This is a genomic window from Dietzia sp. HMSC21D01 (genome assembly GCF_001815995.1).
In the GTDB taxonomy this organism is placed as follows: Bacteria; Actinomycetota; Actinomycetes; order Mycobacteriales; family Mycobacteriaceae; genus Dietzia; species Dietzia cinnamea.
The window spans coordinates 5633-26034 of the sequence record NZ_KV824016.1 but is presented as its reverse complement, the minus strand read 5'-3'; the positions used below and the strand labels follow the sequence as shown (position 1 = coordinate 26034).

Below are 20402 nucleotides of genomic sequence, written 5' to 3'. Positions count from 1 at the left end.
TCCGCCGCCCGCGTGGCCGTGGCGGACGCCGCCTACCTGGCCGCCCGCACGGCGCTGCAGGTGCACGGCGCGATCGGCTACACGCTGGAGCACGACCTGGGCCTGTGGCTGACCAAGACCCGCGCCCTGCAGACGGCGTGGGGCACCCAGAGCTACCACCGCGGTCGGGTGCTGGACTCACTGCGCGGCGAGGGTGCCGGAGCCGCGGGGACCGCCCGATGACCGCGCCCGCCACCCCGGCGACCGCCACCCCCGGTGTCGATACCGAGGAGCAGGCCGCGTTGCGGCAGTCCGTCGCCGCGCTGCTGGAGAAGAAGTCCGACTCCGCGGCCGTGCGCGCCGCGTTCTCCTCCGACGACGGGTACGACCCCGCACTGTGGGCGACGCTGGTCGACCAGATCGGGGCCGCCGCACTGTCGATCCCCGAGGAGCACGACGGCGCCGGGGCCACCTGGCTGGAGACCCACCTGGTGTGCGAGGAGCTGGGCCGACGCCTCACGCCCTCCCCCATGCTCGGGTCGGCCGTCCTGGCCGCGCAGGCCGTGCTCGCCACCGGCGACGCCGACGCGTGCGCCCGCCTCCTGCCCGGAATCGCCGCCGGCCACCTGTCCGCGCTGTGCTGGGCGGGGCTCGACGGCTGGGCCACCCCGGGTGTCCGCGCCGACGTCACGGCGCAGGGCAATGCGACGCTCACCGGCACCGCCCACCACGTGCTCGGCGCCGACACCGCCGCCACGCTGCTCGTCGTGGCGGTCGCCGGAGACGAGGTCCGCCTGTTCGAGTTGCCCGCCGACGCGGCCGGCGTCACCGTGACCCGCGTGCCGGTGATGGACCCCACCCGCACCCTGGCGCGCGTGGAGTTCGACGGCGCCGCGGCCACCGCGATCCCCACCCGTCCGAGCTTCCTGTCCCGCCTGCGCGCCGCCGCGTGGGCCGCACTGTCGGCCGAGCAGGTCGGTGCCGCCCGCGCCGTACTGGACGCCACCGTGCAGTACACGCAGGAGCGCAAGCAGTTCGGCCGGGTCATCGGGTCGTTCCAGGCGCTCAAGCACCGGATGGCCGACATGTACGTCAAGGTCGAGACCGCCCGGTCGCTGTCCTACTCCGCCGCCGCCTCCGTCGCCGAGGCGCAGGCGCTCGGCGACGGGCCCGCCGCCGACGAGGCGGCCTACGCCGCGGAGATCGAGGCCGCCGCGGCCAAGGTCTACTGTTCCGAGGCCCTGCAGTGGATCGCCGGGGAGTCGATCCAGCTCCACGGGGGCGTCGGCATCACCTGGGAGTACGACGCCCACCTGTACTTCAAGAGGGCCCACGGGACAGCGCAACTGCTCGGACAACCGCACGAACTCCTCGCCGCCCTGGAGGTCGCGGCGGGGCTGTAGCCGGGGCCACTAGAATCACCCGCATGAGCCCCTTCCCCGCGCACGGACGGACCAACGACCAGCGGTCGGCCGAGGACCTCGCGGCCCAGGCCGGTCGCCTGCTCACCGACCTGCGGGTCTCACGGGTGGCGCCGGAGGATCTCGGTGCGTTCGCCGAGGCCGAGGCGCAGTCCGTCATCATCGACCGACTGGCCGTGGCGAGGCCCGGCGACCTCGTGTTCGGCGAGTGGGACCCCGACTCCCGCGCCCGGCTGGAGGCCGACCGCGTGTGGTTCGTCGATCCCCTCGACGGAGTGCGCTCCTACGTGACCGAGGGCCGCCCCGACTGGGCCGTCCACGTGGCCCTGTGGGAGAAGGACCCCGAGGGTGTCGGGGGCATCACCGCGTGCGCGATCGCCATGCCCGCCTATGGCCGGGTCCTCACCGGGCGCGGCGCCACCACCTATCAACCCACGTCGATCATCCGCGGCCCGCGGCCCGGACCGCTGGTGCCGCCCCGCGAGGACGACCGCCTGCGCATCGCCGTCTCCGAGGCCGAGCCGCCCGCGTTCGCCGAGGAACTCGCCGAGGAGCTCGACGCCTCCCTGGTCCACCTCGGATCCGGCGGCGGCAAGACCGCCACCGTGCTCGAGGGCGAGTGCGACGCGTACATCCACACCAGCGGTCACCACCAGTGGGACTCCGCGGCCACTGTGGGCGTGGTGCAGCAACGCGGCCTGCACGCCAGCGCCCTGGACGGCTCCGAGCTGGTCTACAACACCGAGCAGATCGAGTTCCCGGACCTGCTGGTGTGCACGCAGGACGTGGCCGAGACGATCATCGACGCGGTCCGCAGATACCTCTAGCGCTCCAGGCCGCGGTAGCCGGCGAACCGCTCCGCGATCCGCTCCTCGCTGAGCCCGTAGTCGGCGAGCGTGTAGCGGTGCGCGGGGGCGCGGTCTCCGGACAGGCTCTTGTCGTTCTCGGCCACCACGCCCGCGCGCACGTCCTCCGGCAGCTCCGTGCCGACGGCGCCGTAGACGCGCTCCACCACGCCGGCCGGGTCGGCCAGCAGCTCATGGTGATCGACGTCGACGAACGTCGCCCGTGACGTCGGGCCCGCCTCGTGCCGCGCGCGGGCGGCGTCGAAGGTCTCGACGCCCCGCGCCCAGAAGTCCAGCTGTGACTCACCTATGTACTCCGGGGTGAACCGCGTGGACCATTCCGCGGCGGTCTTGTGCGCGAGCGAGCACATCGACGCCATGGATTTGCGCGGATCGCGATGCGTCTGCACCACGACCGCGTCGGGGTAGACCTCGAGCAACGCATCGAGGGCGAACAGGTGACTCGGGTTCTTGAGCACCCAGCGACGCTCGGAATCATTCGCCCCGATGAGCTGGAGGTTCCGCTTGTGCCGCCGGTACGCGGGCACCCAGTCGGCGCCGGCCAGCCACTGCGAGTAGCCGTCGAGCCGGGCCAGGCACTCGTACGACGCCGACGTGAGCGACTGCCGCAGCAACTGCCAGCACTCCTCAAGGTCGTCCGCGGAGATGTAGTGCACGCCGCCGTAGTCGGGGTTCTCCGCCATGAAGCCGGAGTACAGGTCCCGTAGGCCGACGTAGGCGGGGTCGTCCTCCCACGTCTCGCGCGGGGGCCGTGGCTGCGGGACCTCGGTCAACCACAGCTCGAGCCCCTGGTTGGCCGGGTCGGCGCCCAGGAGCCGGTGCAACGCCGTGGTGCCGGTGCGGGGCAACCCGGTGACGACGACGGGCCGCTCGATCGCCACCTCCGCTCCCGCGGGGTCGGACGCGAGGGCCGACGTCGACAGGAGCCTCGCGGTCAGCGCTCCCTTGAGCACGGAGCGCCAGTACTTGCTCCCGGCTGGGGTCAGCCCCGCGTCCGAGTGCAGGGAGTCGAGCAGAACGCCCAGAGCCTCCCGGTGGCGGTCCTCGCCGTCGCCGAAGTCCTCGAGACCCACGGTGCGCGAGGCGCTGGCGTGGAGATCGTCGACGGTCCCGACGTGGACCCGGTCTTCATCGCTCACGACGGTCCCCTTCTCACGACAGTCCCCTTCTCACGACAATCCGCGCCGGGCGAACGCCTGCTGACGAGCGGCGATGCGCTCACGCCACTGCTCCCCGGTCACGCTCAACTCGTCGTGGCACGGGACCTCGTCGGGCACCCGGTCGAACGGTATGACCTTCAGCGTGGGGCCGAGCTCCGGGCCGATGGGCCCGTCGGTCCGCTGCCACCGGAACTGCATGATGCCCTCGCGGCGGCCGAGCGTCTCGACCCAGTTGGCCAGCCCGGGATCGCGCTCGGACACCACAAGGTGGATGAGCCCGTCGGAGGTGACCTGCGCCTGGTCCGCGGTGAGACTCGTCTGTTGGTGCACGTATTCCAGCGAGGCGTACCACATACTGCCCAGCTGGAAGCCCTGGTAGGGCACGCCGGCATCGGGCACCGAGATGACGATCGCCTCGTCCGGGCCGAGCTCGAAGATCCCGGCGGACGAGAACTGGGTGGTGAGCCCCCCCGGGGTCTGCCGGGGCACGTAGAGAGTATTGCGCGGCTGCTCGCCGAAGAACCAACCGGGGAAGGCCAGCCACGTCCGCAGCCGCCCGACGAGCGCCTCGGCGAGCTTGGCGTAGAACTTCTCCTGCCCCGCGAGCGAGACGGGTTCCGGCGCGGTGCCGACCGTGTCGAGTCTGCGGATGATCGCCGACCCGGCCTCCTCCCGGCTCCAGTCGGAGAACACCTCGCGGACGGCGATCATCGACGACCCGGGGTGTAGCACCACGTAGCCGGGGTCGCCCTCGTCGTCGTCGTACCTCGCCGGTCCCAGGCGGAAGCCATACCGTCCCCGCTCGTCGATCTCGAGGCGACGGTCGTCGAACGCCGCGTGCGACGCGGCGCGCTCGTCGGCCGAGTACGTCCCCGCCATGACCTGGAACGACAGGTCCGCCGTGGTGCCGCGGCGGCCCTCGATCTCGTACTCCGCGCCGTCGGCGAGATTGGCGTAGAAGTACAACGTGTCCGGGTTGTCCAGGCCCATCTTGGTGTACGGGCCCGTCGCCTCGAACAGCTGCGGGTGCGTGCGTCCGCGGTGCTGGCCCGTCTCGATCGCGCCGCGGATCGTCCCGAGCAGGTACTCGAGCCCCTCGGCCACGTCCTCGTCGGTGCGCACGTGCGGCGCCGACCGGATGATCTCCTCCGCCTCCGCCAGCGCCTTCGCCAGCGGCCCCGTCACCCCGCTCACAGCCAGGTGTAGCTGTCGGCGGAGGTGATGAAGTTCTCGAGTTCCTCCTGCTCCGGCGTGGGATCCACGACGTCCTCCTCGATGCTGAGGTAGGCGCCGCGGTAGAACAGCAGCGGGCGGATGTCCCGCTTGGTCGGGCCGAGGTTGTCGACCCGGCCGAGCACGATCCAGTGGTCCCCGCCGTCGAGGACCTGGTCGATCTCGCAGTCCAGCCACGCCATCACGCCGTCGATCACCGGCGAGCCCAGCGGGCTGGGCGACCAGTCGATCTCGGCGAACTTGTCGTCCCCGCGGCGGCCGAACGTCGACGAGACGTCCTCCTGCTCCTCGGAGAGGATGTTCACCGCGAACCGGCCCGCCTTCTCGATGCCCTTCCACGACCCCGACGTCTTCATCGGGCAGAACAGCACGAGGGGCGGTTCGAGCGACAACGCCGAGAACGACTGGCAGGCGAAGCCCACCGGCTTGTCGTCCTCGACCGCGGTGATGACGGTGATGCCCGTGCAGAACTGGCCCAGCGCGTCGCGCAGTTCACGGCTGCTGAAGGACTGCCCCTCCGGGCGTTCGTCGGTGCTGCTCATGGGGGTCGGTCCTTCCTGGACTCAAGATCGTCGGGGTGGGCGCGTCGACGGCCGGGCCCCGCGGGGGTACGGGGCCCAGCCTAGGGAACTACTTGCAGCCGACGGAGAAGTCGTGACCCCACAGGCTCACGGCCGTGGACTCACGGGCGACCCACTTCTCGTCGTCCTCCACCAGCTGGCCCTCGCAGCCGTACTCGCAGTCGAAGCCGCCGGGCGTCTTCATGTAGAAGCTCAGCATCTTGTCGTTGACGTGCCGACCGAGCGAGGCGGACAGCCGGACCTTCTTGCGCATGGCCCGGTCGAGCGCCAGCCCGACGTCGTCCGCCGTTCCGACCTCCACCATGAGGTGGATGATCCCGGTCGGGTTGGGGAACGGCGTGAACGCGAGCGAGTGGTGGCGCGGGTTGCACCCGAGGAACCGCAGCCACGCCGGCTCGCCGTCGGCCGGGCGGCCGACGATCTCCGGCGGCAGGCTCATCGAGTCGCGCAGGGAGAAGCCCAGCACGTCCCGGTAGAACTCGAGCGCGGCGGCCTCGTCCGGCGTGGACAGCACGATGTGGCCCGCCCCCTGGTCGCCGGTCACGAACTCGTGGCCGTACGGCGTCGGGATGCGGCGGTGCTGCAGCGCGATGGTGTGGTAGATCTCCAGCGTGAACCCGGCCGGGTCCTGGCAGGTGATCAGCCCGCGCACCTTGCGGTCACGCTTGACCTCGGCCGGCGCGTCCTCCCACGGCACCCCGGCCGCGTCGAGGCGCCGCTTGACGTCCTCGAACTCGCCCTCGTTGGCGCACTCCCAGCCGACCGCGGAGAGCTTGTCCTCCTCGCCGGGGACGATGATCCACCGGTGGGGATGGTCATCCATACGGAAGTAGAGGGCGTCGGGGTCCTCGCCCGAGCCCACGACGAAGCCCAGAACCTTGGTGCCGTACTCGCGCCAGGCGTCCATGTCCGTGGCGAAGACCCGGACGTACCCGAAATTGCTGATCGCCATAAATGCCAGTCCTCTCGATCCGCCGACGACGGATCAGACCATCGAGTCGGTGACCTTCTCGCCGAACTCGTTCTGTCCATACATGATGTACGCCTTCGTCGCCTCGTTGGCGGCGTGGACCCTACCCGCGTTGGCGTCGCGCCAGAACCGCTGGATCGGCGAGCTCACCTCGAGCGCGCGGGCACCGGAGTTCTGAAACAGCAGCCCGATCGCGTCGATCGCGCGTTGCGTGGCGCGGACCTGGTCGCGGCGAGCGCGCGTGCGGATGTCCATGCCCGGGAAATCCCCGGCTCTTATGAGGTCCTGCTCCTCACGCACGTTGCGCATGAGCTGCAGCCACGCGGCGTCGATGTCGCCGGCGGCCTCGGCCAGACGGACCTTCGCGAACGGGTCGTCCTTGACCTTGGTCCCGAACGCGGCGCGGACCCGTTCCTGCTGGTGCGAGCGGTGGACGTCGTAGCAGCCGAACGCCATGCCGACGATCGGCGTGGAGATGGTGGTGGGGTGGATGGTGCCCCACGGCATCTTGTAGATCGGGTTGGTGTTGACCTCGAGCCCCGGCGCCTTGGTGGCGGCCATGAGGCCGAAGGACAGGACACGGTGCTCGGGGATCAGCGCGTCGGAGACGACGATGTCGTTGGACCCGGTGCCCTTGAGGCCGACGACGTGCCACACGTCGACGATCTCGTACTGCGACTTCTCGACCAGGAAGGTGCAGAAGTCCACCATCTTGTCGTTCTCGTCGAGGACCGGACCGCCCACGAAGACCCAGTCGGCGTGGTCACTACCGGAGGACCACGACCACTTGCCGTTGAGCACCAGCCCGTCGGCGGTCTTCTTGGCCGCGCCCATCGGGGCGTACGACGACGAGATCCGCACGGTCGGGTCCTCGCCCCAGACGTCCTCCTGCGCCTGCTGCGGGAACAGCGCCAGGTGCCAGTTGTGAATGCCGAGGATGCTCGCGCACCAACCGGTGGACGGGCACGCGGTCGCGATCGTCATGGCGGCGGTGTAGAAGGTTTCCATGTCCGCCTCGTAGCCGCCCCACTGGGCCGGCTGACAGAGCCTGAAGAAGCCGGCCTCATCGAGCTCCGCGATGTTCTGCGGGTGGACCTTGCGCAGGTCCTCGGTCTCCTGGGCGCGCTCGGCGAAACCGGGCAGCAGGGCCTTGATGCGGTCGATGACCTCGTGGGAGGCGTACTCGCTCATGTGTACCTCTCTGGCAGTGCGTGGGAGTGATGCGGTCTAGGCTAGAACACGTTACAGTTTTGCACCAGGCAACCCCTAGCAGGCGGAACACCCTGGCACCCCGTGCCAGCACGAACGCTCCCTGGTTGTGGCCCGCCACCTCATTCTATAACCTGTTCTCATACGGCTCGCGCCACTCAGGAGGATCATCATGACCGCACCCGGTTCGGCCCCCGGAGCCGTCCGCGAAATCGATACCGGCGAGGTCCGGGATCGGTACGCGCGCGGATGGCACTGCATCGGCACCGCCAAGGAGTTCACCGACGGCGAGCCCCACTCCATCCAGGCCTTCGGCACCAAGCTCGTGGTGTGGGCGAACGACGAGGGCGAGATCAACGTCCTCGACGCCTACTGCCGCCACCTGGGTGGGGACCTGTCCGACGGCTCCATCAAGGACGGCAACATCGCCTGCCCTTTCCACGACTGGCGCTGGGGCGGCGACGGCAAGTGCAAGGGCATCCCGTACGCCAAGCGCGTGCCCCTGCGCGCCAAGACCCGCTCCTGGATCACCAACGTCCAGTCCGGCCAGGTCTTCGTGTGGCACGACCACGAGGGCAAACCGCCGCAGCCCGAGGACGCCATCCCCGCGATCCCCGAGTACGAGACCGGCGAGTGGACCGACTGGCAGTGGAACCGCCTCGTGATCGAGGGGTCCAACTGCATGGAGATCGTCGACAACGTGGTCGACATGGCGCACTTCTACTACATCCACTACGCCTTCCCGACCTACTTCAAGAACGTCTTCGAGGGCCAGAAGGCGACCCAGTACCTCAACACCAAGGGGCGTCCCGACCACGACCCGTCCGGCGGAAAGTACGGGGACACGCTGCTCGAATCCGAGGCCTCCTACTTCGGCCCGGCGTACATGATCAACCCGCTCAAGCAGATGTACGGCGGCTTCGAAACCGAGGCCATCCTCATCAACTGCCACTACCCGATCGACCAGAACTCGTTCGTGCTGATGTACGGGCTGTCGGTCAAGAAGCCCCGGGGCTTCGACGACGCCACCTCCGAGAAGATGGCCGCCAAGATCGCGACCTTCTTCGGCGAGGGCTTCCTCCAGGACGTCCGCATCTGGCAGCGCAAGTCCCAGATCGCCAACCCGCTCCTCTGCGAGGAGGACGGCCCCGTCTACCAGCTCCGCCGCTGGTACGAGCAGTTCTACGTGGACCGCGACAAGGTGACGCCGGAGATGACCGAGCGCTTCGAGTTCGAGGTCGACACCACCGCCGCCAACCAGTACTGGGAGAAGGAGGTCGCCGAGAACATGCGCAGGCAGGAGGCCGGTGAGGCCGAGATCTCCGACGAGCAGACCCAGTACACCGGCATGGCAGAGGTCGCCGGCGAGGCGGGCGCCACCCGGTCGCAGAACTGATGTTCAAGAAGAACGACGCGCGGCGCGCGCCGACCTGGGACGACACCGACCCGGCGCGCGCCGCGCGACTCCACTCGTACACCGACCTCGACCGCGAGACCTACACACGAGCGGGCTTCCAACCCGTCGAGTGCCGTAGCTGCGGGGCGTGCGTCTCGGTTCGCAAGAACAGCGAGAAGCACACGTCCATCCAGTGGACCGAGGGCAGCGACCGCACGTGCCCCGTACTCACCGACTGGCGCGCGGGCGGCGAACGGCCGGAGGGTGAGGACACCTGCCCCCGGATGCTGGCGAGCATCCGCTACGCCTACGCGGAGGGTCTGCTGACCATCTCCGAGGGCGTGGACCCGGCCGACGACGAACACATGGTCAACCCGCTGTTCGTCCCCGAGTGACACCGCAACGGCACAGGACTTCCACTGAGTGGGAAGCGCTCGGTGGAGGTCGCCGCCGTCTGCGACAGTGCCCTGCGACCCCCGTCCCCCGCGTATCAAAGCGATAGGCTCCGCATCCATGACCGACACCCCACAGCTCGGCTCCTTCGTCCGCGCACTCACGATCGCAGACGTGATCGAGGAGACCGCCGACGCCAAGTCGATCGTCTTCGACATCCCCGCAGGCGGCGAAGACGACTTCAGGTACACCCCGGGGCAGTTCCTCACCCTGCGGATCCCGAGCGACCGGACGGGTTCCGTCGCGCGCTGCTACTCCCTGTCGAGCTCCCCCACCGAGGACGCCCGTCTCAAGGTGACCGTCAAGCGCACGATCGACGGCTACGGCTCCAACTGGCTGTGCGACAACGCCGCGGCCGGCATGAGCATGCACGTGCTCGCACCGTCCGGCATCTTCACCCCCAAGAACCTCGACCAGGACTTCATCCTCCTGGCCGCCGGATCCGGCATCACCCCGGTGATGTCGATCCTCAAGTCCGCGCTCGCGCAGGGCACCGGCCACATCGTCATGGTGTACGCCAACCGCGACGAGAATTCGGTCATCTTCAAGGACGAGCTGCAGGACCTGCAGCGCAAGAACCCCGACCGCCTCACGGTCGTCCACTGGCTCGAGTCCGTCTCCGGCATCCCCACCGCCGAGATGATCGGCAACCTCCTCCAGCCGGTCGCCGCCAAGCGCCACTCCTACATCTGTGGCCCCGCGCCGTTCATGGAGACCGTCAAGAACGGCCTGCGCCGCTCCGGCGCCGACATGCACCTCATCCACACCGAGGTGTTCTCCTCCATCGAGGGAGACCCGTTCGCGGAGATCGTCATCGACGACTCCCCCGGCGAGGACGGGGCCGGCCCGGCCACCGCGATCGTCGAGCTCGACGACGAGGTGCACGAGGTGCCCTGGCCACGTCAGACCCCCCTCCTCGACGTCCTGCTCTCCAAGGGCATCAAGGCGCCGTTCTCCTGCCGCAAGGGCGAGTGCTCCGCGTGCGCCTGCATCCTCAAGTCCGGAGAGGTCGAGATGATCCACAACGGGATCCTCGACCCCGAGGAGGTCGAGGAGGGTTACGTCCTGAGCTGTCAGCTCCTGCCCAAGACCGACCGCGTCGAGGTTTCCTACTCCGAGTAAGTCCACGGTGACAGACTGGGGAGCGTGAACTCCCCGCTCGTCGCCTTCACCTCGAAGTACGGTTCCACGCGCCGCTACGCCGTCGCCCTAGCGGAGCAGCTCAGCACGCCCGCCGTCGAACTGTCGACGCTGACCACCGCCCACGACGCCGACCCCTTGATCGTGCTCGCACCTGTCAACGCGACCCGCATCCTCGGGCGACGTCGGATCATCCGGGCGATCCGCTCCGCTCCCGGGCGCGCAGCCCTCGTCGTCGTCGGACTCTCCCCCGCCGACGACCCCGGGCGCGGTGACCTGGCCGCCAAGCTCGTCGCCTCGACCCGCCGCGCCGTCACCACATTCCAGCTCCGCGGGGACCTCGACCCGGCGCGGCTCACCTGGCCCGACCGCGTCCTCATGGCCGCCCTGCGCCGCGAACTCCGCAGGACGCCCGAGGCTCCCGCCGCGCAGCTGCTACTGCACTCCCGCCGCCTCCAACTGGTCGACGCGGCGACCCTCGAGCCGGTCGTGACCTGGGCACTCGGCGGGGTCAGGGTCGACCCGTGACAGCCACGGCGCCCCCGCCCCGCCCCGGGTGCGCGACTGCGGCGGGCGGGGTGAGGATCAGGCGTTCGCCAGTTCCTTCTGGATCTCCAACGCGATGTCGATGAGCTGGTCCTCCTGACCGCCGACCAGACGACGCTCGCCGGCGCGGAGCAGGATCTCCGACGCGGGCACGTTGTAGCGCTGCGCGTGCCCCTCGGCGTGCTTGAGGAACGACGAGTAGCAGCCCGCGTAGCCGAGCATCATGGCCTGGCGGTCGACGATGCACTCGTTGGGCATGAGCGGACGGACGACGTCCTCGGCCGCGTCGGCGATCTTGAAGAAGTCGATGCCGGTGCGGATGTCGAGCTTGTCGCAGCAGCCCACGAGCGCCTCGACGGGCGTATTGCCCGCGCCCGCGCCGAAGCGGCGGGTCGAGCCGTCGATCTGCTGGGCACCCGCGCGGATCGCCATGATCGAGTTGCCCACGCCGATGTCGAGGTTCTCGTGGCCGTGGAAGCCCACCTGGGCGTCGTCGCCGAGTTCCGCGACGAGCGCGGAGACACGGTCGGAGACCTGGTCCATGACCAGCGCGCCGGCCGAGTCGACGATGTAGACGCACTGGCAGCCGGCGTCGGCCATGATGCGCGCCTGCTTGGCGAGCACCTCCGGCGGCTGGGTGTGGCTCATCATGAGGAAGCCCACGGTCTCGAGGCCCAGCTCGCGGGCGTAGCCGAAATGCTGGATCGAGACGTCGGCCTCGGTGCAGTGCGTGGCGACGCGGCAGATCGAGCCGCCGTTGTCGCGCGCCTTGAGGATGTCGTCCTTGATGCCCAGGCCGGGCAGCGTGAGGAACGCGATCTTGGCCTGCTTGGCGGTCTCCGCCGCGGCCTTGATGAGCTCCTGGTCGTAGGACTTGGCGAAGCCGTAGTTGAACGACGCGCCGCCGAGTCCGTCGCCGTGGGTGACCTCGATGACCGGCACTCCCGCGCCGTCGAGGGCGGCGACGACGTTGCGGACGTCCTCCACCGAGAACTGGTGGCGCTTGTGGTGGGAGCCGTCGCGCAGCGAGGAGTCGGTGATGCGGATGTCGAGCTCGTCGCTGTAGGCGCGGGCCCGGGCGTTGAGCGGGTTGGTCTTGTCCATGTCTGTCACACTCCGAGCTTGCTCTTGGCGATCTCTTCGCCCACCTTCGCGGCGGCGGCGGTCATGATGTCGAGGTTGCCGGCGTAGGGCGGCAGGAAGTCTCCCGCGCCCTCGACCTCGGCGAAGATCGCCACGCGGGCCATGCCGCCGGTGATCTCGGTGGGCGGGTCGAACTGCGGCTCCTGGAGCAGCCGGTAGCCCGGCACGTACTCCTGGATCTCCTTCTCGCGCTTGCGGATGGCGGTGGTGATGAGGTCGTGGTCCGCGTCCTCGGGGATCGAGCAGAAGATCGTGTCGCGCATGATCATGGGCGGCTCTGCCGGGTTGAGGATGATGATGGCCTTGCCCTGCTTGGCGCCGCCGACCTTCTCGATGGCCATCTTGGTGGTCTGCGTGAACTCGTCGATGTTCGCGCGGGTGCCGGGGCCGGCGGACTCACTGGACACCGAGGCGACGATCTCCGCGTAGTCAACGGGGACGACCGACGAGACGGCGTGGACCATCGGGATGGTGGCCTGGCCACCGCAGGTGACCATGTTGGTGTTGGGGGCGTCCAGGTGCTCGCGGAGGTTGGCGGGCGGAATCACCATGGGGCCGACGGCGGCGGGCGTCAGGTCGATGGCGACGATGCCGGCGGCCTCGTACTTGGGCGCGTACTCCTTGTGCACGCATGCGCTGGTGGCCTCGAAGAGGAGGTCGGGCTTCTCGCCGCCGGCCTCGATCGAGGCGAGCAGTTCGTCGGCGCCGCCGGCCATGCAGGTGAGCCCGTGTTCGGCGGCGCGCTTCATACCCTCGGATTCGGCGTCGATGCCGATCATCCACTTGGGCTCGATGTACTCACTGCGCTCGAGCTTGTACATGAGGTCGGTGCCGATGTTGCCGGACCCCACGATCGCTGCTGTGAGCTTGGTCTTCTCTGTCATGAGAGCAGTGTCGCGCGCGGGGAACGCACGCCACAAACAGCTGTGCCACTCAACGGCACAACGACATGCGCCGGTGGAGTTCGCTAGGCGGGTCGCCCGCGGGACCGCTCCGTCCCAGGCGGGTTGGTGATGTACCCGTCCGCGGAGATCAGCCGATCGGCGTAGTCCTCCCATGCCCGTTCCCGGACACCGTCACGGGCACGGGCCAACGGCCCCCGTGGTCTGGTGCGGTGCCGGTGGCCGGTCTCTGTGAGGATGATCAGCTCACCGAGCGGGCCGGGACGGTAGGCGTTGGTCCCGAAGGTCTTCTCGCGGTGGTGCTTGCGGCAGAGGCACACCAGGTTCCACTCCAGGGTCGGCCCACCCAGTTCCGGATCACGCTTGTTGAACGCGATCACATGATCCACGTCGCAGTCCTTCGCCGGCACCGAACACCCCGGGTGCCGACACGTGCCGTCGCGGAGGCGGATCCGTTCCGCCATGGCCGGGCTGATCAGGTATCGCAGTGCGTGGTCCGGCGAGTCCACGGCGCCGGGCGCGGGATCGATCAGCTCGAAACGCACGCTGGCGTCGTCGCCCTCGAGGAGCTGCTGACAGAGCCAGCTGTAGCTGCTGTACGCGCCGTGGACGAACTCGACCCGGTTGGGGAGCCCCTGCGCGGCCGCGGTGATCACGCTGATCCGGATCGCCTGCCCGGCGTTCGCGGCGTTACCTAGCGACGGCCGCGGCAGGTCCGCGCCCGCTCGGACATCGCCGAGCTCGATCGCTCCTTCATCCGCGACTTCACCGCTGACCGCGTCGCCGCTGCCCGCGCCATCATCGCCCGCGCCGCTCGGATCGCCGCTGTTCGCGTACACCGCCAGCGACGCGAGGGCGTCCGCCCGAAGCTGATCCAGCGTCCCGGGAACGCCGTCCTCCGACGCGGCGCGCGCCTCGGCTTCGATGCGCCCACGCAACAACTCCGCCTCCGCCAGGGGCAGCTTCGCCAAGAGGTCGGTCATACCGTTGCGGCCGGTCCGGAACCGCACCTTGCGGGAAGCGAGGGCCTCGGCCTCCGCCTCCTCCGCCCCGGCGGGGTCGAACCGGCCGACGAGCTCGTCGATCCGCGAGTCCACCGCGTCGCGACTCGGCCGGTCCCCGCCCTCCAGGTCTCCGGTGAGACCGGCCATCAACTCGTCCTCCACGTCGGAGACGATCGAGTCGGGCACACCAGCCAACTTGCAGGCGATATCGATGGCTAGTTGCTCGGGCACCAACCCCCGGTCGACCGAGGACCTCAGGCGCGACAGCCGGGAGTGGATCTGCACTCCGGCCGTGACCAGTCGCTCGGCGTGCCAGCACGTGAGCTGACACGCCGCCGCCAGATGGTCCCGGGCCCGCGACTCCGGAGCGAGCCGCGCATAGGCCGGCCGCGGCGACGCCTCGCGGCGCTCCGCGTCGGCTGCCTCCGCCTCCGCCGCGCGGGAGAACTGCTGGACGAGCATGTGCGCGGCCTCCAACCGCGTGGCACCGGCCCGGTTCTGTGCCAGCGTCGCCGCCCGCGCCGCGTCACTGACCGCCTTCATGTCGGCAGCGCCGAGTGGATCGGAGACGGCGAACAACGGCTTCGCTTCCGACATCTTCACCCCCCCCCACGCCGCCTCAGTAGAACGTACATACGACCCTAATCGCTCCGCATGATTAGCGCAAGCGTTCGATAGCATCTGTCCGGAATGTCTGACCCGCGCGCTACACTCACCGCATGACCGAGCCGCCCACCTCCCCCGTCGATCGCGCCTTCGAGGTGCTGCGTGTGACGGCGGCGGGCACCGGGATGACCCTGAGCGAGATAGCGCGGGAGACGGGGCTGGCCAAGTCCACGGCGCTGCGATTGCTCACCGCCCTCGAGCGCAACGACGCGGTGACGCGGATCGGCCAGCGCTACCGGCTCGGGCCGCTGGTCCAGGAACTGGACCCGATCCCCGTCTCGCCTGAATATGAGCGGATTCGGCGGGCACTCACGCCGTTCCTCGCGCACCTCTTCGAGGCCACGCGCGCGACCGTCCACCTGGCCACCCTGCACGGGGACGAGGTGGTCTATCTCAACAAACTGCACGGCCCACGCCCGATCCCGTCACCGTCACGGATCGGGGGCGGGCTACCCGCGTACTGCACGGGGGTGGGAAAGGCGATGCTGGCGTTCGACGAGGATGCCGCCGGCCGCGTCGCGCGGTGGCCGATGATCGCGTGGACCGAGACCACACTGACCTCGCCCGACGCGCTGGAGGTGGAGCTCGGCGAGATCCGCCGGAAGAAGCGCGCGGTGGACCGCGCCGAGCTCACCCCCGGGCTGTACTGCGTGGCGGCGCCGGTGTTCGACGACGACGAGGAGGGCGCCGGCGGCACACGGGCAGTAGCTGCCCTGTCCGCGAGCGCGGCGGACGAGAACGCCCTGGCCCGGCTCGAACCGCTGGTCACCCGCGCGGCCGCGGCAGCCGGGCGCGCCCTGAGCTCGGACCGTTAGCGGAACGCCATCGTCACGTCGCCCAGGCCCGCGAACTCCGCACGGAAGGTGTCGCCCGGCGTCGCGTCCATCGCGCGAATGGCGGTGCCCGGGAGGATGATGTCGCCCTTGCGCAGTCGGACGCCGAATTTCGCGACCGTCGAGGCCAACCATCCCACCGAGTTCAGCGGGTTGCCCAACACCGCGTCGGAGCGGCCCGAGGCGAGGAACTCGCGGTTCTTGTAGAGCGTCGCATCGATTGCGGCCACGTCGATGTCCGCCAGACGCACGCGCTGCCGGCCGATGACGTAACCGCACGACGAGGCGTTGTCCGCGATCGTGTCCGGCAGCTTGATCTTCCAGTCGCGGATCCGGGAGTCGATGAGCTCGATCGACGGGACGACCCACTCGATCGCCGCCGCGGCCTCCTCCTGCGAGCACCCCTCCGGCGGGATGTCAGCACCCAAGATGAAGCCCACCTCCACCTCGACGCGCGGGAAACAGAAGCGCGCCGCCTCGATCGGCGCGCCCTCCGGATACTCCATGGAGTCGAGCAGGTGACCGTAGTCGGGCTCGTCGACGCCCATCATCTCCTGCATCGCCTTGGACGCCAGACCCACCTTGTGGCCGATGACGACTGCACCGGCGTCGAGCTTGCGGCGAATGTTGACGAGTTGGATCTCGAACGCGTCGTCAGCATTCATGTCCGGATGGTCGTCGGTCAGCGGGGCGATCGGCGAGACGTCGGTCTCGGCGTCCCACAGTCGCTGGGCCAGAGTGGCGCGGGTCTCCTCGGTGAGCATGACGGGCATGCTACCTGGGGCGTCTGGCGTGACGACGATCAGTTCTATAACGTGTTCTACATGGCAGACCAGGAATTCGACGTCGTCGTCGTCGGCAGCGGTGGAGCAGGCATGACGGCCGCCCTCGCGGCAGCAAAGAAGGGCCTCAGCGTGGTCCTCGTGGAGAAGGCCCCGCACTACGGAGGCTCCACCGCCCGCTCCGGCGGCGGCGTGTGGATCCCCAACAACTCGGTGCTCCAGCGCGACGGTGTCCTCGACACCCCCGAGGCCGCGCGGACCTACCTCCGTTCGATCGTCGGCGACGTCGTCCCGGCCGAGCGGATCGACACCTACGTCGACCGCGGGCCCGAGGTCCTCGACTTCGTCCTCGCCAACTCCCCGCTCCGGTTGGAGTGGGTCAAGGACTACTCCGACTACTACCCCGAGGCTCCCGGCGGTCGCCTCGGGGGCCGGTCCGTCGAGCCGAAGCCGTTCGACCTACGACAACTGGGGTCCGAAGCCGACAAGCTCGAGCCCGGTTACGCTAAGGCCCCGGCGAACATGGTGGTCATGCAGTCCGACTACCGGTGGCTCAACCTGCTGCAGCGGCCGACCACCAAGGGCATCCGCCGCTCGATCAAGGTGTCGCTGCGGATGTTCCTCGCGAAGGCCCGGGGGCAGAACTCAGTGGGCATGGGCCGGGCGCTCATCGCCGGCCTGCGCAAGGGCCTGCTCGACGCGGGCGTGCCGGTGTGGCTCGAGACGCCCATGACCGGTCTGGTCACCGAGGGTTCCGGCAACGAGGAGCGGGTCGTCGGCATCACCGCGATGCGGAACGGTGAGGAGGTCACGCTGCGCGCGCGCCTCGGCGTGGTGATGGGCTCCGGTGGATTCGAGCACAACCAGGAGATGCGGGACAAGTACCAGCGTCAGCCCATCCCCACCGACTGGACCGTGGGTGCGGCCGCCAACACCGGTGAGGGCATCGAGGCCATGGAGCAGGTCGGCGCCGAGCTGTCCTTCATGGAGGACGCCTGGTGGGGTCCCACCATCATGCTCCCGCGTGGTCCGTGGTTCGCGCTGGCCGAGAGGTCCCTGCCCTGCTCGTTCATGGTCAACCCGCGCGGTGAGCGCTTCATGAACGAGTCGCTGCCCTATGTCGAGGCAGGCCACAGGATGTACGGCGGCGAGTACGGCCAGGGTGAGGGCCCGGCCGAGAACCTGCCAGCCTGGATCATCTTCGACCAGGAGTACAAGAACCGGTACCTCTTCGCCGGTCTGCAGGCCAAGCAGCCGCTGCCCAGGAAGTGGCTGGCGACGGAGAACTTCCACAAGGCGGACACCCTCGCCGAGCTCGCCGAACTCATCGGCGTACCGGCCGACGCCCTCGAGCGCACCGCCGAGCGCTTCAACGGTTTCGCCGAGAAGGGCCGCGACGAGGACTTCCAGCGCGGTCAGTCGGGCTACGACCACTACTACGGGGACCCGACCAACAAGCCCAACCCGAGCCTCGGCCCCGTCCGCAAGGCCCCGTTCTACGCGGCCACGATGGTGCCCGGCGACCTCGGCACCAAGGGCGGCGCCAACACGGACGTCCACGGCCGTGTGCTGCGTGAGGACGGCTCCGTGATCGAGGGACTCTACGCCGCGGGCAACGCGTCCTCGCCGGTCATGGGCCACACCTACGCCGGCCCGGGCGCCACCATCGGACCCGCCATGGTGTTCGGTTACCTCGCCGTCGAGCACATGCTCGCCTCCACCCCCTCCACCCAGAAGACGGGAGTCTGACGTGCCGATCGATCTCGACACAGCCCTCGGGGCACAGCTGCCCTCCCAGGAATTCTCCTGGACCGCCTCCGACGTGGCGCTCTACGCACTGTCCGTGGGCGCGGCCGCCGACCCCACGGACACCACAGGGCTGGAGTATGTCCACGACTCCGCGCCCAAGGTGCTGCCGTCGTTCGCCACCGTCGCGGCGACGATGAACGTCACCGAGGCGCCGAAGGTGTCGTTCCCGGGTGTGGAGATCGACCTGGCGAAGGTCGTCCACGGCAGCCAGTCCGTGACGCTGCACCGCCCCATCCCGGCCGCCGGCACCGCCGTGACCACCACGAAGATCGCCGAGATCCAGGACAAGGGCTCGGCCGCGGTCATCATCCAGGAGTCCGAGACGGTCTCCGCCGACGGCGAGAAGCTGTGGACCTCGCGGTCCGGCATCTTCGCGAAGGGTGAGGGCGACTTCGGCGGCGAGCGCGGGACGTCGGAGAAGGTCGAGTACCCCGAGCGGGACGCCGACCACACCATCGAGGTGGCCACGCTCCCCCAGCAGGCGCTGTTCTACCGCCTGTGCGGTGACCGCAACCCGCTGCACTCGGACCCCGCGTTCGCCGAGGCCGCCGGGTTCCCGCGTCCGATCCTGCACGGACTGTGCTCGTACGGCCTGGTCCTGCGTGCGGTGGTCGACGAGGTGCTCGGCGGCGACGTCTCCCGCGTCAGCGGCTACGGCGTCACCTTCGGCGGCATCTTCTTCCCCGGCGAGACCATGCGCATCCGCGTGTGGGAGGAGGGCTCGCGCCTGCTCGTGGCGGCCACCGTCGCGGAGCGGGACGACGCCCCCGTGCTGAAGAACGTCGTGGTCGACCTCGCCTGACCGGCGGCGCCCACGCCTGACGAACTTCCTGACGGACACCCCGCGGTCGATCACCGCGGGGTGTCGTCGTCTCCGCGCCCGGCGCGACCGCGGCTCAGCACATCTCGCGGAACTGCTCCACCAGGCGCAGTCGGCCGGGCGCGTCGAGGGCCATGGGGACCACGGTGAGCGTGGTGGCGCCCGCCTCGCGGAACGCCTCGACCCGCTCGGCGACGTATCCGGCGGGCCCGATGAGGGAGACCGAGCGGACCAGCTCGTCGGGGACCGCCGCTGCAGCCTCTTCCTTCTTGCCGTCCAGGTAGAGGTCCTGGATGCGGGCGGCCTCGTCCTCGTAGCCGTAGCGGCACGCGAGCTCGTTGTAGAAGTTCTTACCGCGCGCGCCCATGCCACCGATGTAGAGGGCCAGGTGCGGCCGGACGAGGTCGAGGTAGAAGGGCACCTCGGCCTCGTCGCAGATCGCCAGGGCGGGGCCGGCGTAGACGTCGAGCTCGCCGAGCGACGGGTCGCGCTTCGCCCTGCCCGCCGCCAGGGCGTCACCCCACGCGAGGTGCGCCTTCTCCGGGTGGAAGAACAGCGGCTGCCAGCCGTTCGCGACCTCGGCGGCCAGTTCGACGTTCTTGGGCCCGAGCGCGGCCAGGACGATCGGGATGGTCGAGCGCACCGGATGGTTGATGAGCTTGAGCGGCTTGCCCAGCCCGGTGCCCTGGTCGGCGGGCAGCGGGATCTGGTACTTCTTCCCGTCGTGGACGACCTTCTCGCGGCGCCACACCTTGCGGCAGATCTCGATCACCTCGCGCGTGCGGGCCAGCGGCGCGTCGTACTTCACGCCATGGAAGCCCTCCACGACCTGCGGGCCCGAGGCGCCCAGGCCCAGCACGAACCGGCCGTCGGAGACGAAGTCCAGCCCGGCCGCGGTCATGGCGGTGAGCGTGGGCGTCCGGGTGTAGATCTGCAGGATCCCCGACGCCAGCTCCATGGTGGACGTCTTGGCCGCGAGGTAGCCGAGCTGGCTCACGGCGTCGAACGAGTACGCCTCCGGGACGAACGCGATGTCCAGTCCCGCCCTCTCGAGGTCCGCGGCCTCCGCGGCCGTCTCGGCGAACCCGCCGCTGTAGTTCAGAGCCATCCCGATGCGCATGCGCGTCACGCTACCGGGGTGCGGGCACGCCTCTGATCACCGCGTCGACCTCCCCGCCTATGCGCACGAACACCCCGATCCGGCGGCACAGGGGCGTGTCCGCGCGTTCGTAGCCCACGAGTCGGTACCCGGCATCCGCCGCGACGGCGAGGACGGTGGCCTCGGGGAGGTCGATGTCCGAGGTGGGGACGACGACGAGCTCGCCACCGCGCAACATCCGGGCCAACCGCAGCCGGCGCGCACGGTCATCCCCCCGACGCCGCCACCACCGGCGGGCGGCGATCACCGCGGCGGCGATCACCCACGCGAGCAGCGGGAGCAGTGCCAGGACCGTGAGCACCCAGCCGGGGCTCACCGCAGGTCACCGGT

The 20402-nt window shown here is 69.7% G+C and carries 21 protein-coding genes; 10 read left to right on the top strand and 11 right to left on the bottom strand.

The window, feature by feature from the left end:
* From HMPREF3086_RS13005 to HMPREF3086_RS12995, 3 genes are all read left to right on the top strand, one after another.
* Nucleotides 1-222 (top strand): acyl-CoA dehydrogenase family protein (locus HMPREF3086_RS13005; RefSeq protein WP_256386793.1); only part of this gene is annotated, 222 nt, incomplete at its 5' end.
* Complete coding sequence (locus HMPREF3086_RS13000) at nucleotides 219-1382, top strand: acyl-CoA dehydrogenase family protein (protein WP_070722281.1); 1164 nt, start codon at nucleotides 219-221, stop codon at nucleotides 1380-1382. The genes HMPREF3086_RS13005 and HMPREF3086_RS13000, both read left to right, overlap by 4 nt.
* A 23-nt stretch (nucleotides 1383-1405) precedes the next feature.
* Complete coding sequence (locus tag HMPREF3086_RS12995) at nucleotides 1406-2227, top strand: inositol monophosphatase family protein (RefSeq protein ID WP_067711783.1); 822 nt, start codon at nucleotides 1406-1408, stop codon at nucleotides 2225-2227.
* Here HMPREF3086_RS12995 and HMPREF3086_RS12990 read toward each other — a convergent pair.
* From HMPREF3086_RS12990 to hsaA, 5 genes are all read right to left on the bottom strand, one after another.
* Nucleotides 2224-3405 (bottom strand): sulfotransferase family protein, encoded by a 1182-nt coding sequence (locus HMPREF3086_RS12990; RefSeq protein ID WP_070722278.1) that lies wholly within the window; start codon nucleotides 3403-3405, stop codon nucleotides 2224-2226. The genes HMPREF3086_RS12995 and HMPREF3086_RS12990 overlap by 4 nt on opposite strands.
* Nucleotides 3406-3435: 30 nt before the next feature.
* Nucleotides 3436-4620 (bottom strand): hypothetical protein, encoded by a 1185-nt coding sequence (locus HMPREF3086_RS12985; protein WP_083324442.1) that lies wholly within the window; start codon nucleotides 4618-4620, stop codon nucleotides 3436-3438.
* Nucleotides 4617-5201 (bottom strand): 3-hydroxy-9,10-secoandrosta-1,3,5(10)-triene-9,17-dione monooxygenase reductase subunit, encoded by a 585-nt coding sequence (hsaB, locus tag HMPREF3086_RS12980; protein ID WP_063935345.1) that lies wholly within the window; start codon nucleotides 5199-5201, stop codon nucleotides 4617-4619. Before hsaB ends, HMPREF3086_RS12985 begins: the two co-directional genes overlap by 4 nt.
* A gap of 88 nt (nucleotides 5202-5289) precedes the next feature.
* Nucleotides 5290-6192, bottom strand: a complete 903-nt coding sequence (hsaC, locus tag HMPREF3086_RS12975; RefSeq protein WP_070722276.1) for an iron-dependent extradiol dioxygenase HsaC — start codon at nucleotides 6190-6192, stop codon at nucleotides 5290-5292.
* Between the two features lie 33 nt (nucleotides 6193-6225).
* On the bottom strand, nucleotides 6226-7401 hold the full coding sequence (gene hsaA, locus HMPREF3086_RS12970) for a 3-hydroxy-9,10-secoandrosta-1,3,5(10)-triene-9,17-dione monooxygenase oxygenase subunit (protein ID WP_070722274.1): 1176 nt from the start codon (nucleotides 7399-7401) through the stop codon (nucleotides 6226-6228).
* Between the two features lie 190 nt (nucleotides 7402-7591).
* On the opposite strand from hsaA, the gene HMPREF3086_RS12965 reads away from it, so the two are divergent.
* From HMPREF3086_RS12965 to HMPREF3086_RS12950, 4 genes are all read left to right on the top strand, one after another.
* Nucleotides 7592-8815: a 3-ketosteroid-9-alpha-monooxygenase, oxygenase component gene (locus HMPREF3086_RS12965; protein WP_061227423.1), complete on the top strand. Its 1224-nt coding sequence runs from the start codon at nucleotides 7592-7594 to the stop codon at nucleotides 8813-8815.
* Nucleotides 8815-9210, top strand: coding sequence for a hypothetical protein (locus tag HMPREF3086_RS12960; RefSeq protein ID WP_061227424.1), 396 nt, complete (start codon nucleotides 8815-8817; stop codon nucleotides 9208-9210). The genes HMPREF3086_RS12965 and HMPREF3086_RS12960 overlap by 1 nt, the downstream gene beginning before the upstream one ends.
* A 118-nt stretch (nucleotides 9211-9328) precedes the next feature.
* Nucleotides 9329-10390, top strand: coding sequence for a ferredoxin--NADP reductase (locus tag HMPREF3086_RS12955; RefSeq protein WP_061227425.1), 1062 nt, complete (start codon nucleotides 9329-9331; stop codon nucleotides 10388-10390).
* A gap of 24 nt (nucleotides 10391-10414) precedes the next feature.
* Nucleotides 10415-10936 carry a flavodoxin domain-containing protein gene (locus HMPREF3086_RS12950; RefSeq protein WP_070722272.1) on the top strand — a complete coding sequence of 174 codons (522 nt, stop codon included), beginning with the start codon at nucleotides 10415-10417 and terminating at the stop codon, nucleotides 10934-10936.
* A gap of 57 nt (nucleotides 10937-10993) precedes the next feature.
* Here the strand turns inward: HMPREF3086_RS12950 and dmpG are convergent, their stop codons facing one another.
* The 3 genes from dmpG to HMPREF3086_RS12935 all read right to left on the bottom strand — a co-directional run bounded on the left by dmpG (nucleotide 10994) and on the right by HMPREF3086_RS12935 (nucleotide 14600).
* Nucleotides 10994-12058: a 4-hydroxy-2-oxovalerate aldolase gene (gene dmpG, locus HMPREF3086_RS12945; protein WP_070722270.1), complete on the bottom strand. Its 1065-nt coding sequence runs from the start codon at nucleotides 12056-12058 to the stop codon at nucleotides 10994-10996.
* A 5-nt stretch (nucleotides 12059-12063) separates the two neighbouring features.
* Nucleotides 12064-12981, bottom strand: coding sequence for an acetaldehyde dehydrogenase (acetylating) (locus tag HMPREF3086_RS12940; protein WP_070722267.1), 918 nt, complete (start codon nucleotides 12979-12981; stop codon nucleotides 12064-12066).
* Nucleotides 12982-13064: 83 nt separating this feature from the next.
* Nucleotides 13065-14600 (bottom strand): HNH endonuclease signature motif containing protein, encoded by a 1536-nt coding sequence (locus HMPREF3086_RS12935; protein ID WP_070722287.1) that lies wholly within the window; start codon nucleotides 14598-14600, stop codon nucleotides 13065-13067.
* A 122-nt stretch (nucleotides 14601-14722) separates the two neighbouring features.
* Here HMPREF3086_RS12935 and HMPREF3086_RS12930 point away from each other — a divergent pair, with 122 nt between their 5' ends.
* Nucleotides 14723-15484, top strand: coding sequence for an IclR family transcriptional regulator (locus HMPREF3086_RS12930; protein ID WP_061227429.1), 762 nt, complete (start codon nucleotides 14723-14725; stop codon nucleotides 15482-15484).
* On the opposite strand, the gene HMPREF3086_RS12925 is transcribed toward HMPREF3086_RS12930, so the two are convergent.
* On the bottom strand, nucleotides 15481-16266 hold the full coding sequence (locus HMPREF3086_RS12925; protein WP_181365930.1) for a 2-keto-4-pentenoate hydratase: 786 nt from the start codon (nucleotides 16264-16266) through the stop codon (nucleotides 15481-15483). The two genes, HMPREF3086_RS12930 and HMPREF3086_RS12925, sit on opposite strands and share 4 nt — an antisense overlap.
* Nucleotides 16267-16326: 60 nt before the next feature.
* On the opposite strand from HMPREF3086_RS12925, the gene kstD reads away from it, so the two are divergent.
* A complete protein-coding gene (gene kstD, locus HMPREF3086_RS12920; RefSeq protein ID WP_061227558.1) occupies nucleotides 16327-18033 on the top strand; it encodes a 3-oxosteroid 1-dehydrogenase in 1707 nt (568 codons plus the stop codon).
* A 1-nt stretch (nucleotide 18034) separates the two neighbouring features.
* Nucleotides 18035-18895, top strand: a complete 861-nt coding sequence (locus HMPREF3086_RS12915; RefSeq protein WP_070722263.1) for a MaoC/PaaZ C-terminal domain-containing protein — start codon at nucleotides 18035-18037, stop codon at nucleotides 18893-18895.
* A gap of 94 nt (nucleotides 18896-18989) precedes the next feature.
* Here the strand turns inward: HMPREF3086_RS12915 and HMPREF3086_RS12910 are convergent, their stop codons facing one another.
* Nucleotides 18990-20033, bottom strand: coding sequence for an LLM class F420-dependent oxidoreductase (locus tag HMPREF3086_RS12910; protein WP_061227559.1), 1044 nt, complete (start codon nucleotides 20031-20033; stop codon nucleotides 18990-18992).
* A 10-nt stretch (nucleotides 20034-20043) separates the two neighbouring features.
* On the bottom strand, nucleotides 20044-20388 hold the full coding sequence (locus tag HMPREF3086_RS12905) for a hypothetical protein (protein WP_061227432.1): 345 nt from the start codon (nucleotides 20386-20388) through the stop codon (nucleotides 20044-20046).
* Nucleotides 20389-20402: the final 14 nt, after the last annotated feature.

Coding starts and splice junctions, on each gene's coding strand:
- dmpG (WP_070722270.1), bottom strand. CDS start 12,058: ATGGACAAGACCAACCCGCTCAACGCCCGGGCCCGCGCCTACAGCGAC.
- HMPREF3086_RS12930 (WP_061227429.1), top strand. CDS start 14,723: ATGACCGAGCCGCCCACCTCCCCCGTCGATCGCGCCTTCGAGGTGCTG.
- HMPREF3086_RS12940 (WP_070722267.1), bottom strand. CDS start 12,981: ATGACAGAGAAGACCAAGCTCACAGCAGCGATCGTGGGGTCCGGCAAC.
- HMPREF3086_RS12995 (WP_067711783.1), top strand. CDS start 1,406: ATGAGCCCCTTCCCCGCGCACGGACGGACCAACGACCAGCGGTCGGCC.
- HMPREF3086_RS12910 (WP_061227559.1), bottom strand. CDS start 20,033: ATGCGCATCGGGATGGCTCTGAACTACAGCGGCGGGTTCGCCGAGACG.
- hsaA (WP_070722274.1), bottom strand. CDS start 7,401: ATGAGCGAGTACGCCTCCCACGAGGTCATCGACCGCATCAAGGCCCTG.
- HMPREF3086_RS12955 (WP_061227425.1), top strand. CDS start 9,329: ATGACCGACACCCCACAGCTCGGCTCCTTCGTCCGCGCACTCACGATC.
- kstD (WP_061227558.1), top strand. CDS start 16,327: ATGGCAGACCAGGAATTCGACGTCGTCGTCGTCGGCAGCGGTGGAGCA.
- HMPREF3086_RS13000 (WP_070722281.1), top strand. CDS start 219: ATGACCGCGCCCGCCACCCCGGCGACCGCCACCCCCGGTGTCGATACC.
- HMPREF3086_RS12925 (WP_181365930.1), bottom strand. CDS start 16,266: ATGCTCACCGAGGAGACCCGCGCCACTCTGGCCCAGCGACTGTGGGAC.
- HMPREF3086_RS12965 (WP_061227423.1), top strand. CDS start 7,592: ATGACCGCACCCGGTTCGGCCCCCGGAGCCGTCCGCGAAATCGATACC.
- hsaB (WP_063935345.1), bottom strand. CDS start 5,201: ATGAGCAGCACCGACGAACGCCCGGAGGGGCAGTCCTTCAGCAGCCGT.
- HMPREF3086_RS12960 (WP_061227424.1), top strand. CDS start 8,815: ATGTTCAAGAAGAACGACGCGCGGCGCGCGCCGACCTGGGACGACACC.
- HMPREF3086_RS12935 (WP_070722287.1), bottom strand. CDS start 14,600: ATGTCGGAAGCGAAGCCGTTGTTCGCCGTCTCCGATCCACTCGGCGCT.
- hsaC (WP_070722276.1), bottom strand. CDS start 6,192: ATGGCGATCAGCAATTTCGGGTACGTCCGGGTCTTCGCCACGGACATG.